Annotated in this window: 11 protein-coding genes; 1 reads left to right on the top strand and 10 read right to left on the bottom strand. The window is 70.4% G+C overall.

Annotation, left to right across the window (positions count from 1 at the left end):
• Window positions 1-98: 98 nt before the first annotated feature.
• The 3 genes from nrfD to LPT13_RS04500 are packed head-to-tail and all read right to left on the bottom strand — an operon-like array spanning window position 99 to window position 4,524.
• Window positions 99-1,082 (bottom strand): NrfD/PsrC family molybdoenzyme membrane anchor subunit, encoded by a 984-nt coding sequence (nrfD, locus tag LPT13_RS04510; RefSeq protein ID WP_242163942.1) that lies wholly within the window; start codon window positions 1,080-1,082, stop codon window positions 99-101.
• On the bottom strand, window positions 1,082-1,660 hold the full coding sequence (locus LPT13_RS04505; protein WP_242163940.1) for a 4Fe-4S dicluster domain-containing protein: 579 nt from the start codon (window positions 1,658-1,660) through the stop codon (window positions 1,082-1,084). Before LPT13_RS04505 ends, nrfD begins: the two co-directional genes overlap by 1 nt.
• A 26-nt stretch (window positions 1,661-1,686) precedes the next feature.
• Window positions 1,687-4,524, bottom strand: coding sequence for a molybdopterin-dependent oxidoreductase (locus LPT13_RS04500; protein WP_242163938.1), 2,838 nt, complete (start codon window positions 4,522-4,524; stop codon window positions 1,687-1,689).
• A gap of 295 nt (window positions 4,525-4,819) precedes the next feature.
• On the opposite strand from LPT13_RS04500, the gene LPT13_RS04495 reads away from it, so the two are divergent.
• Entirely contained in the window at window positions 4,820-5,611 is a 792-nt protein-coding gene (locus LPT13_RS04495; RefSeq protein ID WP_242163935.1) for an MBL fold metallo-hydrolase, read from the top strand.
• A gap of 578 nt (window positions 5,612-6,189) precedes the next feature.
• Here the strand turns inward: LPT13_RS04495 and pheT are convergent.
• The 7 genes from pheT to LPT13_RS04460 form a co-directional block, all read right to left on the bottom strand.
• Complete coding sequence (gene pheT / locus LPT13_RS04490; protein ID WP_242163934.1) at window positions 6,190-8,640, bottom strand: phenylalanine--tRNA ligase subunit beta; 2,451 nt, start codon at window positions 8,638-8,640, stop codon at window positions 6,190-6,192.
• Window positions 8,641-8,840: 200 nt separating this feature from the next.
• On the bottom strand, window positions 8,841-9,902 hold the full coding sequence (pheS, locus tag LPT13_RS04485) for a phenylalanine--tRNA ligase subunit alpha (protein WP_242163932.1): 1,062 nt from the start codon (window positions 9,900-9,902) through the stop codon (window positions 8,841-8,843).
• A gap of 578 nt (window positions 9,903-10,480) precedes the next feature.
• Window positions 10,481-11,572: a PcsB-like coiled-coil domain-containing protein gene (locus tag LPT13_RS04480; protein ID WP_242163930.1), complete on the bottom strand. Its 1,092-nt coding sequence runs from the start codon at window positions 11,570-11,572 to the stop codon at window positions 10,481-10,483.
• 291 nt (window positions 11,573-11,863) lie between these two features.
• Window positions 11,864-12,697: a deoxyribonuclease IV gene (locus LPT13_RS04475; protein WP_242163928.1), complete on the bottom strand. Its 834-nt coding sequence runs from the start codon at window positions 12,695-12,697 to the stop codon at window positions 11,864-11,866.
• Window positions 12,698-12,895: 198 nt separating this feature from the next.
• Window positions 12,896-13,666, bottom strand: coding sequence for an energy-coupling factor transporter transmembrane component T family protein (locus LPT13_RS04470; RefSeq protein ID WP_242163926.1), 771 nt, complete (start codon window positions 13,664-13,666; stop codon window positions 12,896-12,898).
• Between the two features lies 1 nt (window position 13,667).
• The gene (locus tag LPT13_RS04465; RefSeq protein WP_242163924.1) at window positions 13,668-14,555 is read right to left on the bottom strand and encodes an energy-coupling factor ABC transporter ATP-binding protein; all 888 of its coding nucleotides are present in this window, start codon (window positions 14,553-14,555) and stop codon (window positions 13,668-13,670) included.
• Window positions 14,552-15,391, bottom strand: a complete 840-nt coding sequence (locus tag LPT13_RS04460; RefSeq protein ID WP_242163921.1) for an energy-coupling factor ABC transporter ATP-binding protein — start codon at window positions 15,389-15,391, stop codon at window positions 14,552-14,554. Before LPT13_RS04460 ends, LPT13_RS04465 begins: the two co-directional genes overlap by 4 nt.
• Between the last annotated feature and the right edge of the window lie 7 nt (window positions 15,392-15,398).

The raw sequence follows: 15,398 nt of genomic DNA, 5'->3' as shown, positions 1-15,398 counted from the left end.
TTACCGCCCTCATGCGTGAGGGGCCAGCATACGCAAGGGGCCCGGCCTTTGCAAGCCGGGCCCCCTGTTTTCAATTCCGTCGCGTCAGCAACGACTGTCTAGAAGATGTTCTCGCCGTACTTCCACGCGGTGACGAAGGCGTCGTCCTTGTCGGCCAGGCGGTTGTAGTAGCGGTCCTCGCCGGGCAGCGGGGCGCGGTCGTCGGAGAGCACCACCATGAAGCGGAGCAGCAGGCCGCCCAGCAGCACGAGCACCGGGGCCACGACCGTCGACGCGGCGCTGTGGCCGCCGAAGACGTAGAGCAGCTCGGGCAGGGCCAGGCCGCCCACGATCATGCCGCCCCAGAACAGCGGCGCGTAGGAGCCGTGCACCCAGCGGTGGGCCGCCTTGTTGGCGGTCTTGTTGCCGGCGCCCAGGAAGGACAGCACCATGACCAGCAGCACGACGATCTCCACCACGATCAGGATGATGTCGACGGTGTGCAGGATCTCGTTGCACACGAGGGCCGTGACGATGGTGTCCATGGTGGGCACCGCCGGCCACCAGCCGATGGACAGCGTGATGGCGGCGCAGGCGGTCGACAGGGCCGACACGGTGAACAGCACGGGCAGGGCCGGAGTCGCCCAGAAGGCATGGGCCTTCAGGGTCGACAGGAAGATGCCGGTGTAGAGCATGATGCAGGTGCCCGAGATACCGGCGATGGCCAGGTTAAGGCCGCGGAACGGCACGAAGAAGCCCGCGATGGGGGCGAACCAGTCCCACGGCACGTAGCTCGCGAACCACAGCACGCCGAAGATGGCGCACACGGTCAGGAAGCGGGCGCCCCAGGCGAGCACGCTCGTGCTCTTGACGAAGGCGCGGTAGAACACCATCGGCTGGCCGAGGTCGACGATCAGCATGACGCAGCCGAGGCCGAGCGCGCAGATGCCGAGGAACCCGGGCCACGCCAGCGCCTCGCCCACCATGGGGACGCCGGGGAACACGAAGAAGCTCAGGATGGCGGCGAGGCAGAAGATGCCGCCGCCCAGGCCGCCCAGGAACAGGTAGGTCGGAATGGGCCACTCCCAGTAATGATGTCTCATTATGCCTTACCTCCCAACTCAGGAATGTAGTAGATCTGCGGGCCGGTGCCGAGGTCCTCCATCAGGCGCACCGTCTCCACGGAGCCGATGAGCTTGGAGACCTCGGAGTTCGGGTCGTCCAGGTCGCCGAAGATGCGGGCCTTCTGGTGGCAGGTGGCCACGCAGTAGGGCTCGGCGCCCGGGTCGGCGGCGCGGTGGTCGCGGCAGAACGTGCACTTGCGCACGAACTGGTGCAGACGCGGCTGCAGCTTGGACTGGTCGCGCATGCCGTAGGGGCAGGCGTTCACGCAGGCCAGGCAGGCCATGCACTTGTCGTAGTCGATCCAGACCACGCCGTCCTCGTCCTGGTGCGACGCGCCGGTCGGGCAGCACGGCACGCAGGCCGGCTTCTCGCAGTGCATGCACAGGGTGGGCAGCCAGCTGCGGTGGACGTTGGGCCAGGTGCCCTTGACGCCCTCGGTGACCACCGGGTTGTAGACGATGTCGAGCGGCAGCTCGTTCCACGTGCGGCAGGCGACCGTGCAGGAGTGGCAGCCGATGCAGCGACGCTGGTCGATGACCATAACGTAACGGGTCATGTCTCTATCCTTCCTCCTCGGTCGCTCTACTCGACGACGGGCTCGTAGGTCATGGTGTAGCGGGTGCCAGTGTTCTCGTCCACCAGCTGCTGGGTGGCGGCGTCGTACTTGTAGCCGTAGTAGGCGTCATGGTACGCGCCGGTCTCCGGGTCGATCATCCAGCCGCTGTTGGGATCGTAGACCAGCTGGCGGTCGGGCAGCATGGCGTAGCCGGCCTCGACGTTCCAGCGCAGGTGCTCCGGCATCTCGAACGGGGCCGCCTCGACGCCGGGGTAGCCGCGGACGCCGCCGAGGAACGGGATCTCCTCGCGCTCCATGGTGTAGATCTTGCCGGTCTCGTCGTCGACCAGGTACTCGCCGGCCGCGTCGTAGCGCCAGCCGGTGTAGGCGTCGTGGTAGCCCTTGGTGCGCGGGTTCACCAGCCAGCCGGACTCATCCAGGCGGAAGTTGGTGCCCTTCTGGTACAGGGTGTTGTTCTGCCACACCCACTCGTAGCCCTCCGGGACCTCGATCTCGGGCTCGGGCTTGGTGAAGGGACGCGGCTCGCGCGCCAGCGGGCGCTCGCTCGGCTTGGCGTGGATGCCGGGCTCGGATGCGTTGCCCGGGATGGAGAACTGGGCGTCCTCGGCCGTGAACTCGGCGTCGAAGTCACCGCACTTGTACACCTTGCACATGAGGCCGCGGTTGGCCCACGACCCGCCCATGGGATCGCAGTCCTCCTCGTCGACCGAGGTGAGCACGTTGACGTTGGACTCCAGGCAGCCGAAGGGGTTGGACAGGTCGGCCGAGCCGTCGCGCTCGGGGAACCACCAGCCGCGCGGCGCGAACACCACGTTGGGATGGGTCTCGTTGTCGACGTTGGCGCGCATCTTGATGCGGCCGCGGCGCGTCTCGATCCAGCACCAGTCGCCGTACTCGATGCCCAGCTTCTCGGCCAGCGCCGGGTTGATGGAGAAGTACGGGTCAGGGTACAGGTAGCGGATGCCCTGCATCTGGAAGTGCTCGGAGTGGTGGTAGGGCATGAAGCCGCCGCCGGTGGTGAGCACCACGGGGTACTCCTCGCACAGCTCCGGCGTGTCGATCTCGTTCTCGATGCAGCCGACGTACTCCGGCATGCCCGGGAAGCCGAGCTCCTGCATGATGGTGGAGTTGAGCTCCACCTTGCCCGACGGGGTCCAGAAGCCGCCGTTGGCCTCGAACTTCTTCTGGTGCAGCGGCGGGTAGTACATGCGGATCATCGAGACGAAGTCATCGTAGCAGCTGATGGGCAGGCCCAGCGGCTCCATGATGTGGTAGTAGGCCTCCTCCTCGGTCTCCCACGGCCAGTTCGCGGGATCCTGGCCGCAGGCCAGGCCGAGCTTGCGCCAGAACACCATGTCGGTGTGGCGGTCGAACTTCGGCTGGATGGCGCGCGAGCCGCCCATGAGGGAGTCGGTGGCGCCGTAGTGGGTGACGATGGTGGGGCGCTCCAGCGCGCCAGCCGCCGGGAAGACGTAGTCGGCGAACAGCGCCGTCGGGGTCATCCAGTAGTCGACGACGACGAGGAACTCGCACTTCTTGAGGGCCTCGAGGGTCATCTTCGCGTCGCCGTAGGAGTTCACCGGGTTGGTGGCGTTGCAGATGAGGGCGCGCACCGGATACGGGTCGCCGGTGAGGATGGCCTTGAACACCGACGGGCCGTGGGCCTCGCAGAACCACTCGGTGGGCAGGGTCTTGCCCCAGGTGCGCTTGGCCGTGTCGGAGATGAGCGAGTAGCCGGGCCAGGAGGTCAGCTTGAAGCGGCTGATCTGCTTGGCGCGCTGCTCCTCGGGCAGAAGCTCGTTGAGCTCCATCTCCTCGTCGGTGAGGAAGTTGAGCGCCGGGCCGGGCATGCCGTCGCCGCCGGGGACGTCGAGGTTGCCGGTGAGGGCGCGCATGAGGGCGATGGCATGGGAGCCGGTGGTCGACGCGCGGCCGATCTGGTCCCAGGTGCAGCCCCACTGGATGCAGCCGGGGGTGTTGGTGGCGTACATGCGGGCCGCGGTGCGGATCTGCTCGGGCTCGAGCCAGGTGATGGGGGCCGCCCACTCAGGCGTGTACTGGGCCACGTGCTCGGAGAGCTCGTCGAAGCCGCTGCACCACTGGCCGACGAAGTCGTAGTCGACCAGGCCCTCGTAGATGATGACGTTGAGCATGGCCAGGGCCAGCGCCGCGTCGGAGCCGGGGCGCAGGGGCAGCCACAGGTCGGCCTTCGACGCCGTCTCGGAGTAGCGCGGGTCGACGACGATCATCTTCATGCCGGCGTTGTGCAGGTCCCAGTAGCCGTGCATGCCGCCCAGGGTGGACGCGCCGGGGTTCATGCCCCACAGGATGAGGCAGCGGGCGGCGCCCAGGTCGGTCTCGAAGGGCGACCAGCCGGCCACGCAGGTCTCGGCCATGAAGGTCGGGATCCAGCACAGAAGCGCGTTGTGGAAGCCGTTGGGCGTGCCGAACTGGTTGAGGAAGCGGCGGCGCGCCCAGTCGTCGGTGCGCGTCGTGCCGCCGGCGGAGGCCACGGCCTCGGCGCCGGACTCGGCCTTGATCTGGTTCAGGCGGTCGGCGACCTCCTGGATGGCCTGGTCGTAGTCGACCTGCTCCCACTTGCCCTCGCCCTTCTCGCCGACGCGCTTGAGCACGTGGTTGACGCGGGCCGGGTGGTTGAGGTGCAGAAGCGCGCTCGTACCGCGGCAGCACAGGCCGCCCTGGTTCGAGTAGTCGGGATCGCCCTCGATCTTGATAACGTCTCCGTCCTTGACGTATGCAAGGACGCCGCAGTTGGCGTGGCAGAAGTAGCACAGCGACTTCACCATCTTGACGTCATCGGCATGGATATCGATTTCCGTCATCTACCTTCCCCTCTTCTTCTCGCTGGGTTCCTTTTTCTCTCTCCCTTTGACGCAAGCGCACCGCGAGAAGCGGTGGCGTTCTCACGTGGTGCAAGACGCGGCCCGGGGCCTCTTCCCGGAGGGGCCTTTCCTCCCCAGGGCATGGTCGGGCCGAATCAGGGCAGATTATAGTGGCCTCGTCCACTAGTGGCGGTGGGCCCCTGGTATTTTCCGATGAAAGGCGCCTGGGGCGGCCGGCGGCGGCCCGGGCGCTATAATCGCCCCGAGAAACCCGAGGAGAGAGGGCCCTTCCCCCATGACCGACCACCGCTTCACCTTCATGGGCACCGCCGCCGGCTGCGGCGTGCCGTCGTTCTTCTGCGACTGCCCCGCCTGCGAGGAGGCCCGGGCCGACCCGCGCCTGGCCCGCGGCGACTGCGGCGTCATGGTGCGCGGCGAGCGGACGCTCGTCATCGACACGCCGCCCGACGCGCGCCACCAGCTCATCCGCGAGGACGTGCGCCGCGTGGACGAGGTGCTGCTCACCCACTGCCACTTCGACCACATCGGCGGGATGGGCGAGTACGAGTACCTGGTGCAGCTGGTGCAGAAGCGGCCGCTGCCCGTCTTCGGCAGCGCCGAGGCGCTCGCCGGCGTGAACGGCGAGTTCCACTACATGGACTACTGCCTGGACGAGCACGTGCTGGCGCCCTTCGACGAGCACGTCTTCGACGGCGTGCGCTACACCGCCTGCCCCGTCGCCCACGCGCCGGGCACCTACGGCTACCTCATCGAGACGCCCTCCACGCGGATGTTCTACGCGAGCGACACGGCCGCCCTGCCGCCGGAGACGGCCGAGCGCGTGCGCGGCTGCGACATCCTGGCCATGGACGCCACCTTCTGGAAGCGCAACTGGTCGCCCGACGCCCACCACTCCGTCCAGGAGTGCATCGAGGAGGGCCTGGCGCTCGGCGCGGGCACCCTCTACCTCACCCATATGTGCCTGCACTACGACGAGCCGATCACCATGGCCGAGCTGAACGACTACCTGCGCCAGTACGACGGCCGCGTGGTGGCCGCGATGGACGGCATGACCATCGAGATCTAGGCGGGCGGCGGGCGCGGGCATGGGGCGCCGAGGCGCCCGCTGCCAGCGCCGCCCCACGCCGCCCGTCGCCCGCCCTGCACCCGCCGCCCTGCACCCGCCGCCCAGCGCCCGCTCGCCGCCGCGGCCGCTGGCCCCGCGCCCACCCGTCGCCCGCCGCGCCCACCCCGTGCCCGCCCCGCGCCCATCCCGCGCTCGCCGGCGCTGCCGCCCTGCACCCGCTGGACAAAAAACGGCGATCTCGCGGAATTCGGGCGCCGGTTTTCCGGGGCGCCCCGCCTCGCCGCTGCGTTTTGCCAGGTCACAGTCTCGGGGCGCGGCGAGCCTCCTCCCCTCCCCCGCCCGCGAACGGTGAGATCTCGCCTTTTTGTCCACCCAAATGCGAGATCGCCGCTTTTTGTCCACCCCGAAGGACAAAAAGCGGCGATCTCACCAAAAGGCAGGGCGGGGCAGGGCAGGACGACGGGGACGTAGCTTATTGTCCCGCCCCGCGGCGTGAAAAAGGCGGCCGCCGGGAGGGCGACCGCCTCGCGGGTGCGGCCTGGAAGCGCGGCAACCTTAGCGCCGCGCCCTCGCCTTCGCTAGCCGCGGACCTCGGCGCCGGTGGCCTTCTCGACCTTGGCGATGAGGCGCGCGTGGGCCTTCTCCACCTCCTCGCCGGTGAGGGTGCGGTCGGGGGCGCGGTAGGTCAGGCTGTAGGCCATCGACTTCTTGCCGGCGCCGACGCGCTCCTCGTCGCGGTACACGTCGAACAGGCGCACGTCCTCCAAGAGCCTGCCGCCGGCCGAGGTCATGCACTGCACGAGCCGCTCGTGGGTGACGCCCTCGTCCACCACGAGCGCCACGTCCACCGACACGGGCGGGAACGCCGGCACGTCCACGTAGGGGCGCGCCGGGCGGGCGGCCTTGACGAGCGCGCCCAGGTCGAGCTCGAAGACGGTCACGGGCACCTCGATGTCGAAGGCACGCGCCGCCAGCGGGTGCAGCTCGCCCACCCAGCCGATGACGGCGCCGTCGGCCATCATCTCGGCCGCGCGGCCGGGCTGGAGGTGCAGCGCCTCGTCGGGCGCGAGCGCGCGGAAGCGCACCTTGGGCAGCGCCAGCTCGCGGGCCAGGCTCTCCAGCACGCCCTTGCCGTCGAAGAAGTCGAAGGGCACGCGCGGGCGGTTCCACGCCGCGTCGCCCATGGCGCCGGCCAGCACGCCGGCCACGCGCTTGCGCTCCTTGGGCTTCTTGCGGCCCTCGGCGGCGGCGAACACGGTGCCCGCCTCGTAGAGCTGCACGTCGGCCACGCCGCGCGCCAGGTTGTAGGACACCGAGCGCAGAAGCCCCGGCACGATGGACTGGCGCATGACGGACTGCTCGGCGTTGAGCGGGTTGAGCAGCTCCACCGGCTCGCCCAGGCCCTCGGCGGGCAGGCGCAGGCGCTCGAGGTCGGCCGGCTCGGCGAAGGAGTAGGTCATCGTCTCGTTGAGGCCGGCGGCGCGCAGCGTCTCGTTCACGAGCGCCACCGTGCGCTCGGCCTCGGTGCGCGTGCCGACGCGCTTGGGGCTGCCGGGCAGCGTGGCGGGGATGCGGTCCATCCCCCACAGGCGCAGCACCTCCTCGTACAGGTCGATCTCGCGCTCCAGGTCGGGGCGGAAGGTGGGCGCCGTGACGGCCAGCACGTCGGCGTCGGCGGTCACGGCCACCTCGCAGCCCAGGCGGGCGAGGACATCGGCGATGAAGTCGCGCGGGATGTCGGCGCCCATCATGGCGCAGAAGCGCGGGATGCGGAACTCGAGGGCGCGGGGCAGCGTGCGCTCGGCCCACACGTCCACGACGCCGGGGCGCACGGTGCCGCCCGACACCTCGGCCAGGAGCGCCGCGGCGGCCTGGGAGATGACGTCGATGGGGTTGTCGTCCACGCCGCGCTCGTAGCGCATGGACGACTCGGAGATGAGCCCCAGGTTGCGGCTCGTGCGCGAGGTGCGGCCGCGCTCGAAGGTGGCGGCCTCCAGGAGCACCGTGGCGGTGTCGTCCTCCACCTCGCTGTCGAGCCCGCCCATGACGCCGGCGAGCGCCACGGCGCGCTCGGGCGTGGCGATGACGGTCATGTCGGGGGTGAGCACGCGGTCGGTTCCGTCGAGGGTGGTGAACGCCTCGCCCTCGCCGGCCGCCCGCACGATGACGCGGGCCACGCCGTCATCGCCGACCAGGCGGTCGTAGTCGAAGGCGTGCAGCGGCTGGCCGAACAGGAACAGGATGTAGTTGGTCACGTCGACCACGTTGTTGATGGAGCGCGCGCCGGCGGCGGTCACGCGCTCGGCCAGCCAGTCGGGGCTCGGGCCCACCTTCACGTTGTCGATGACGCGGGCGGTGTAGCGGGCGCAGCGGGCCGGGTCGGCCACCTCCACCGTCACGGTGCCGGCCACGTCGTCGCCGGCGGTGACCTCGGGCAGCCGCGCCGCCATGGCGACCAGCGGGTCGCGCACCTCCTCCTGGTACATGGCGCCCAGCTCCCGGGCCATGCCCGTCATCGACAGGCAGTCGGGGCGGTTGGGGGTGATCTCCAGGTCGAGCACCGTATCGCCCATCTTCAGGTAGTCGGCGATGGGGGCGCCCACCGGCGCGTCGTCGGGCAGCACCCAGATGCCGGCGTGGTCCGACCCCATCCCCAGCTCGCGCTGGGAGCAGCACATGCCGCAGCTGACCTGGCCGCGCAGCTTGGACTTCTTGATCTTCACGTCGCCGGGCAGCACGGCGCCCACGCAGGCCACGGGCACCTTGATGCCCGCCGCGATGTTAGGCGCGCCGCAGACGATCTGGACGGGCTCGCCCGCGCCCACGTCCACGGTCACCACGTGCATGTGGTCGCTGTCGGGATGCGGCTCGCAGGTGAGCACGTGGCCGACCACCACGTGGTCGAAGGCCTCGCCCGTCTTCTCGACGCCCTCGACGCCGGTGCCGGTCAGGTCGAGCCTGTCGCAGAGCGCCTTCACGTCCGCCGGCACGTCGACGTACTCGGAAAGCCACTTGAGGGATACTCTCATTCTTCTTCCCTTTCTTATACCTCTCGCAATGAGAGGAAACTGGTTCGCCTAAGGAAGTCAGCGAGGGCCCCTGCGGTGCCCCGCATCGGGGTGTCGTGCGGCCGAGCGTACTTCGTTACGCGAGGGCAAGCACGAAAACCCCGAGGCGGGGGGCCGCGGGGGGCCGCAGCGTCGACAGTCAGTTTTAATTTCTCACGAAATTAAAACTGACGCAGGAAGCGCATGTCGCCTTCGAGCAGCATGCGCAGGTCGGGGACGTTGTACTTGAGGCAGGCGATACGCTCGACGCCCATGCCGAAGGCGAAGCCGGAGTAGCGCTCAGGGTCGACCCCGCTCATCTCCAGCACGTTGGGATCCACCATGCCGCAGCCGAGGATCTCCAGCCAGCCGGTGCCCTTGCACATGCGGCAGCCCTCGCCGTGGCAGATGCCGCAGCTCACGTCCACCTCGGCCGAGGGCTCGGTGAACGGGAAGTAGTGGGCGCGGAAGCGGGTCTTGCGCTCGGGGCCGAAGATCTGCTTGCAGACGTAGTCGAGCGTGCCCTTGAGATCGCCGAAGGTGATGCCCTCGTCCACCACCAGGCCCTCGATCTGGTGGAACTGGGGCAGGTGCGAGGGGTCGGCCACGTCGCGGCGGTACACCTTGCCCGGCGCGATGACGTAGATGGGCAGGCCCTGGTCCTCCAGGCAGTGCACCTGCACGCCGGAGGTCTGGGTGCGCAGCAGCACGTCGGACTCGCCGCGCACCCGCGCCGCGTCGCCCGAGCGGTCGAGGACGTAGAAGGTGTCCTGCATCGAGCGGCTGGGGTGGTCGGCCGGGGCGTTCAGGGCCTCGAAGTTGTAGTAGTCGGTCTCGACCTCGGGGCCCTCGGCCACCGAGTAGCCCAGCCCCAGGAAGATCTCGGACACCTCGTCGATGATGCCGTTGATGAGGTGGCGGGTGCCCCGCTGCTGTACGCGGCCCGGCAGCGTCACGTCCACGGCCGCCGCGTCCATGGCGGCGTCGAGCTCGGCGGCGTCGAGGACGGCCTTGCGCGCCCCGAGCGCCTCCTCCACGGCCACGCGGGCCTCGTTCACGGCCTTGCCCACGGCGGCGCGCTCTTCCTTGGGCACCTGGCCCATGGACCGCAGGTAGCCCGTGAGCGTGCCGGACTTGCCCAGCACGGCCACGCGCACCTCCTCCAGCGCCGCCGTCGTGCCGGCCGCGGCGATGGCGGCCAGCGTGTCGTCGCGCAGCGCCGACAGCTCCTCGGTGATTGCCATCTTTCCTTCCTTTCCAACGTGAAAGAGCCTCCCCGCGCCCTTGGCGGATGCGGGATCCGGATCCAAGGACGAGAGGAGGCTCTCGCGGTACCACCCTGGTTGGCGACGGCGCCGGCGGGGCGGGGCCCCGGGGGCGCGGGCGTCGCCCGCTCTTTGGGCCCGGTGACGGGGGCGGGCCGTCGCCCCCTACCGGCCGTCTCGCCCCGGGGCGCGGCCGCGGGGCGCGCGTCGGCGGGGCGTCCGCTCTCAGGGACGCTGCTCGGAAGGGAATTGGCGGGCTGCCCGGGCCGGGCCCTCTCAGCCAAGGGGCCCTTCTCTGGGGGCGGGGCGGTGCGCGCCACTGTCTTCGTCATCGCATGTAACCGTGAAGTATAGCGCAGATGGAGGGCGCCGGGGGATTTATCGCGCCGAAACGCAAATCCGGGCGGTTATGCACCCGACTTCCGGCGTCCGAGGCGGCCTCGCGAAGTTAGCCTCGGCTCTTTGCAGGCAAAACCCCGGCGATCGCGCGACGACGCGCGGGAAGGGCTCCGAAAGGAGTGCAAAAACGTCCGAAATTGCAGAGCGCGGGCGATTATCTACAGGAAGCGGTAGCTGACGGTGCGCAGGCCCCAGGCCTGGCAGGTGTTGAAGCCGAAGGCCTTGAAGACACCGGGCTGCAGGTCGAGCTTGCGGCTGCTGCCGCCCATGCCGCCCAGGTCGTTGACGGTGGCGTAGACGGTCATGCCGTTGTAGGAGATCTCGACAGTGCGGCCCAGGTAGCTGCGGCAGTTGGGCATCGACAGCGGCACGGCAACGCCCATGGACCAGTCATCGCAGACCGAGCCGTTGGCCGTCGTGCCGGGGTTGGGGGTGGTCTTGTCCGACGACCCGCCGTAGGCCGACGCGATGCCGGTGAGCCAGCCGCCCGCGCTCGAGCCGGAGCCGGGGGCCGACGTGTCGGGGTTGGGCTTGACCGGGGACGTGTCGGGGATCACCTCGTCGCGGCCGGTGGTGGTGGCGTTGTCGACCACCGGGGCCGCCTCCTGCTGGCGCGCCTGCTCGAGGGCGGCGGCCTGGCGCTCCAGCTCGGCCAGGCGCGCGGCCTGCTCGGCCTTGGCGTCGGCGAGCCGGTCGCTGGCGGCGACCACCACCTCGGAGGCCTCCGCCTTCTTCTGCTCCAGGTCGGCCAGCGCGCGCTCCTGGGCGGCCTTCTTGTCGTTCAGGTCGGCCGCGATGGCGTCGAGGCGCTCCTTGCGCTCCTTCTGGGCCTGCACCTCATCGGCCTGGTACTGCATGATCTGGCCGACGTACTCGACGTTGCGCAGAAGGTCGTTGAGGTTGGAGGACTCCAGCACCACCGACAGGAGCGACACCGAGCTGCCGCCGCGGTACTCCGACGCGGCCGTGGCGCCGAGCGCGGCGCGGCCGGCCAGCACCTCGGCCTGGGCCTCCAGGGCATCGGCCGCGGCCTGGTCGACCTGGGCCTGGAGCTCGTCGACCTGCCCCTGGAGCCACTCGTACTCGGCCGAGAGCTCCTGCATCCGGGCCTCGGCGTCGTCCAGCACGGCCTGAGCGTCGTCCACCTCGTCGGCCCAGGCGGCGCCGGTGGCGAAGCCGGGGCAGGAGCAGACGAGCACGAGGGCCGTGATGACGGCCACCAGCCTCGTCGTGAACCTCGTTATCGTCAAGGGGTCACCTTTCCGTTGTCCTGCTGCCGCGCCCGCGCCGGGCGCGGGTGGGCCCGCGTCCCTCCCGAGGGAGGCGCCGGGGCGCCGGCAGATCAATCCATCTTCCCTAAAGTGACCCCCGCTGGCAAGCGTTTCCGCGGAAAAACACAGGTCCGCGCCCCGCGCCCCGCGGACGCGGGGCGCGCGGGGGAGGGCAGACAACCCCCGCGGGGCGCAGGGCGGGCAGGGCGGAACGAGGCGTGATGCGCAGGGCGGGCGCGGGGCGGCAGGGCGCGGGGGCGGGCGCCCCGGCTAGGCCCAGGCCTCGCGCAGGCGCGCTATCTCGTCGGCGTAGCCGGACAGGTCATCGTGGGGCGTCTCCAGGAAGAACGGCAGGTCGCGCAGGGCCTCGTGGCGCGTTACGGCCGACAGCGCGTCGAAGCCGATGCACCCCTCGCCGATGGCGGCGTGGCGGTCCTTGCGGGCGCCGAGCGGGTTCATCGAGTCGTTGAGGTGCACCGCCCGCAGCCGATCCAGGCCGACCACGCGGTCGAACTCCCCCAGCACGCCGTCCAAGTCGCCCGCGATGTCGTAGCCGGCGTCCCACACGTGGCAGGTGTCCAGGCACACACCCACCCGCTCGGCGAGCTCCACCTGGTCGATGATGGCGGCCAGCTCCTGGAAGCTGCGGCCCACCTCGGTGCCCTTCCCCGCCATGGTCTCCAGGAGCACCGTAGTGGTCTGCCCGGGTGCGAGCACCTCGTTGAGCACCGCGGCGATCTTGGCGATGCCCGCGTCGGCCCCCTGCTTGACGTGGGACCCCGGGTGGAAGTTGTACAGCTGCCCGGGCGTGGCCTCCATGCGGGCCAGATCGTCGGCGAAGGTGGCGCGGGCGAAGTCCTGGACGCGCTCGTCGGCGGCCGCGGGGTTCAAGGTGTAGGGGGCGTGGGCCAGGATGACGTCGATGCCCTCCTCGGCCGCGCGCCGCCCGAAGGCGGCCACGTCCGCCGGGTCGAGGGCCTTCGCCTTGCCCCCGCGCGGGTTGCGCGTGAAGAACTGGAAGGTGTTCGCCCCGATGGAGGCCGCCGCGGCCGCCATGGCCTCGTAGCCCTTGGAGCTGGACAGGTGGCACCCGATGGTGAGCATGGAAGGTCCTTTCGTCGTCTGTCCGCGTGGTGCCGGGGCATGTCCAGTCGCTCAGACAGTCCTCGCTTGGTGCGACAGCCCACCGGGCTGTCGCAGTCGCTGCGGAACTCGCTTTGTGGACAAGCCCCGGCACCACGCTCGCCGAAGACGCCTATGCTACCAAATAAATCCCCGCGGAGCCCCGGGCCGCCAGACCGCCTACATCCCCAGGGCGCTGAGCGCGATGGCGGCGGCCAGGACGAGGACGCACGCGGCCAGGGCGGCCCAGTCGCGGGCGGCCATCGGGTAGGTCTTGTAGCCGCTCGCGGCCGTGCGCAGGTTGAAGCCGCGCACCTCGGCGGCGATGGCGGCCGAGTTCGTCTTGCGCACCGAGCTCACCAGCAGCGGCACGCACAGGGGCGCCATGAGCCGCAGGCGCTTGGCGAAGGATCCGTCGAACTCCACGCCGCGGGCCGTCTGGGCCTCCATGATGCCGGCCATGTCGTTCATGAACACGGGGATGAAGTGCACGGTGGAGGTGAACGTGAAGGCGTAGCGGTAGGGCACGTGCGCCATCTTCACCAGCGCGTTGGCCAGGTCGTTCATCTGGGTGACGTACATCACCAGGAACAGCGGCACGGCGCAGGCCACCAGGCGCACGATGATACGCACGGCCGCCAGCACCGACCCGGTGCCGACGTATCCCCAGGGCAGCGGCGCCAAGACGGCGCCCTCGGGCGTGGTGAGCAGCGCGATGAGCGCGAGCACCGCCGAGAAGGCGGCCACCGCCCGGGCGAGCCCGAGGGCCTGGCGCGTCATCGAGCAGCTGGCGGCCAGCGCCAGGTCCAGCACGACGACGCCCAGCAGGAAGACGAGGTTGCCCGTGCAGAAGCAGGCGACGGACAGGATGAGGGCGCAGGCCAGCTTGGCCACCGGGTTCATCCGATGCAGCAGGCTCTCGCCCGGGACGTACTCGAGGAAGCCGGCCATGCTACTCCCCTCCCATCGGCGCGCACGCGCCCAGGGCGGCGCGCTCGCGGGCCGCCGCGCGGGCGGCCTCGGATGCCAGGGCCGCCACCGCGGCGGCCATCTCGTCGAGCGTGTCGGCGCGGGCCACGGCCGTGCCGGCCAGGGCCGGGTCGGCGCCGAGCAGCATCGACACCTCGGTCACCTGGGGCGGCAGCAGGTGGGCGCGGCGCAGGGTCTCGGGCCGGCGCAGCACCTTGAAGGTGGGCCCGTCGTCGACCACGGTGCCCGCGGTCATGGCGATGACCCGGCGCGCGTAGTCGCCCACCACCTCCATGTCGTGGCACACCATGACGACGGTGGCCCCGGCGGCGTTGAGGCGCCCCACGGCCTCCATCACCTTCGCGCACTCGCGGTAGTCGAGCCCCGTCGTCGGCTCGTCGAGCACCACCACGTCGGGCTCGCGCACGATGATGGACGCCAGCGCCAGCAGCTGGCGCGTGCCGCGGTTGAGCAGGAAGGGCTCGGCGTCGGCGTCGAAGCCGAAGGCCTCGATCATCGCGTCCACGCACGCCTCGGCGTCGGGGCCGCCCTCCCCCACCGCGGTGAAGCCGAACAGCAGCTCCTCGCGCACGGTGGGCTGGCAGATCTGGCGGTCGGGGTTCTGGAAGAGGAAGCCCACCTTGCGGGCCACCTCGCTCGTGCGCAGCGCCGTGGTGGGCACGCCGTCCAGGAGCACCTCGCCCGAAGTCGGCTTGAGCAGGCCGTTGATGAGGCGCATCGTGGTGGACTTGCCCGCGCCGTTGGTGCCGGCGAAGGCCACGAAGTCGCCGTCGGGGATGGTGAGGCTCACGTCCCGCAGCACGGGCAGCTCGCCGTCGTAGGACGCGCTCACGTTCCGGAACTCGATCATGCGATCACCTCCCGGCAGGCGGCCGCGGCCTCGGCCACGTCGCGGGCCGCCGGGCCGGCGTAGAGCCCGCTGGCGCGCAGGCGGTTCACCAGGCTCGTCGAGCGCGGGCAGTTGACGCCCAGCTCGAGCAGCTCGGCGGAGTGCTCGAGCACCTCGCCCGGCGCGCCGGCGAAGCGGACGCGCCCGCCGTCCACGATCACCAGCATGTCGGCGTGCTCGGCCAGGAGCGCTATCTTCTGCTCCACCACGATGACCGTCGTGCCGTGCTCGCGGGCGTAGGTGGCGAGCAGGTCGAACACGGCCGCCGACGAGGCCGGGTCCAGCTCGGCCGTGGGCTCGTCGAGCACGAGCACCCGCGGGCGCAGGGCGATGATGGAGGCCACGGCCACCTTCTGCTTCTGGCCGCCCGACAGGCTGTCGATGGCGCGGTGGCGCAAATCGGCGATGCCCATGAGCTCGAGCGCGTCGGCCAGGCGCGCCTCCACCTCGTCCCTTGGCACGCCGAAGTTCTCCAGCCCGTAGAGCACCTCGTCCTCGACGATGGACGACACCATCTGCGAGTCGATGTCCTGGCAGACGCTGCCCACCGCCCGCGACAGGTCGGTGAGCGAGGTCTCCACGGTGTCCATGCCCTCCACGGTGACCGCGCCGTAGAAGTCGCCGGGGTAGCAGTGCGGGATGATGCCGTTCACCGCGTAGGTGAGGGTCGACTTGCCCGACCCGGCGGCGCCCGTAATGCCCACGAAGCAGCCGTCCGGGATGGTGAGCGTCACGTCCCGCACCACCGGCGCGTCCCCCTCCCGGTAGCGGAAGCTGAAGTCGCGAAACTCGATCATGACGCCT

This window comes from Adlercreutzia faecimuris, from assembly GCF_022669055.1.
Taxonomy (GTDB): domain Bacteria; phylum Actinomycetota; class Coriobacteriia; order Coriobacteriales; family Eggerthellaceae; genus Enterorhabdus; species Enterorhabdus faecimuris.
This window is presented reverse-complemented; position numbering and strand designations above follow the sequence as displayed.

What these genes read in the sequence shown, in the direction of transcription:
- LPT13_RS04465 (WP_242163924.1), bottom strand. Translation starts at nt 14,555, where the DNA reads ATGATCGAGTTCCGGAACGTGAGCGCGTCCTACGACGGCGAGCTGCCC.
- LPT13_RS04500 (WP_242163938.1), bottom strand. Translation starts at nt 4,524, where the DNA reads ATGACGGAAATCGATATCCATGCCGATGACGTCAAGATGGTGAAGTCG.
- LPT13_RS04505 (WP_242163940.1), bottom strand. Translation starts at nt 1,660, where the DNA reads ATGACCCGTTACGTTATGGTCATCGACCAGCGTCGCTGCATCGGCTGC.
- LPT13_RS04495 (WP_242163935.1), top strand. Translation starts at nt 4,820, where the DNA reads ATGACCGACCACCGCTTCACCTTCATGGGCACCGCCGCCGGCTGCGGC.
- LPT13_RS04460 (WP_242163921.1), bottom strand. Translation starts at nt 15,391, where the DNA reads ATGATCGAGTTTCGCGACTTCAGCTTCCGCTACCGGGAGGGGGACGCG.
- LPT13_RS04470 (WP_242163926.1), bottom strand. Translation starts at nt 13,666, where the DNA reads ATGGCCGGCTTCCTCGAGTACGTCCCGGGCGAGAGCCTGCTGCATCGG.
- pheS (WP_242163932.1), bottom strand. Translation starts at nt 9,902, where the DNA reads ATGGCAATCACCGAGGAGCTGTCGGCGCTGCGCGACGACACGCTGGCC.
- nrfD (WP_242163942.1), bottom strand. Translation starts at nt 1,082, where the DNA reads ATGAGACATCATTACTGGGAGTGGCCCATTCCGACCTACCTGTTCCTG.
- LPT13_RS04475 (WP_242163928.1), bottom strand. Translation starts at nt 12,697, where the DNA reads ATGCTCACCATCGGGTGCCACCTGTCCAGCTCCAAGGGCTACGAGGCC.
- pheT (WP_242163934.1), bottom strand. Translation starts at nt 8,640, where the DNA reads ATGAGAGTATCCCTCAAGTGGCTTTCCGAGTACGTCGACGTGCCGGCG.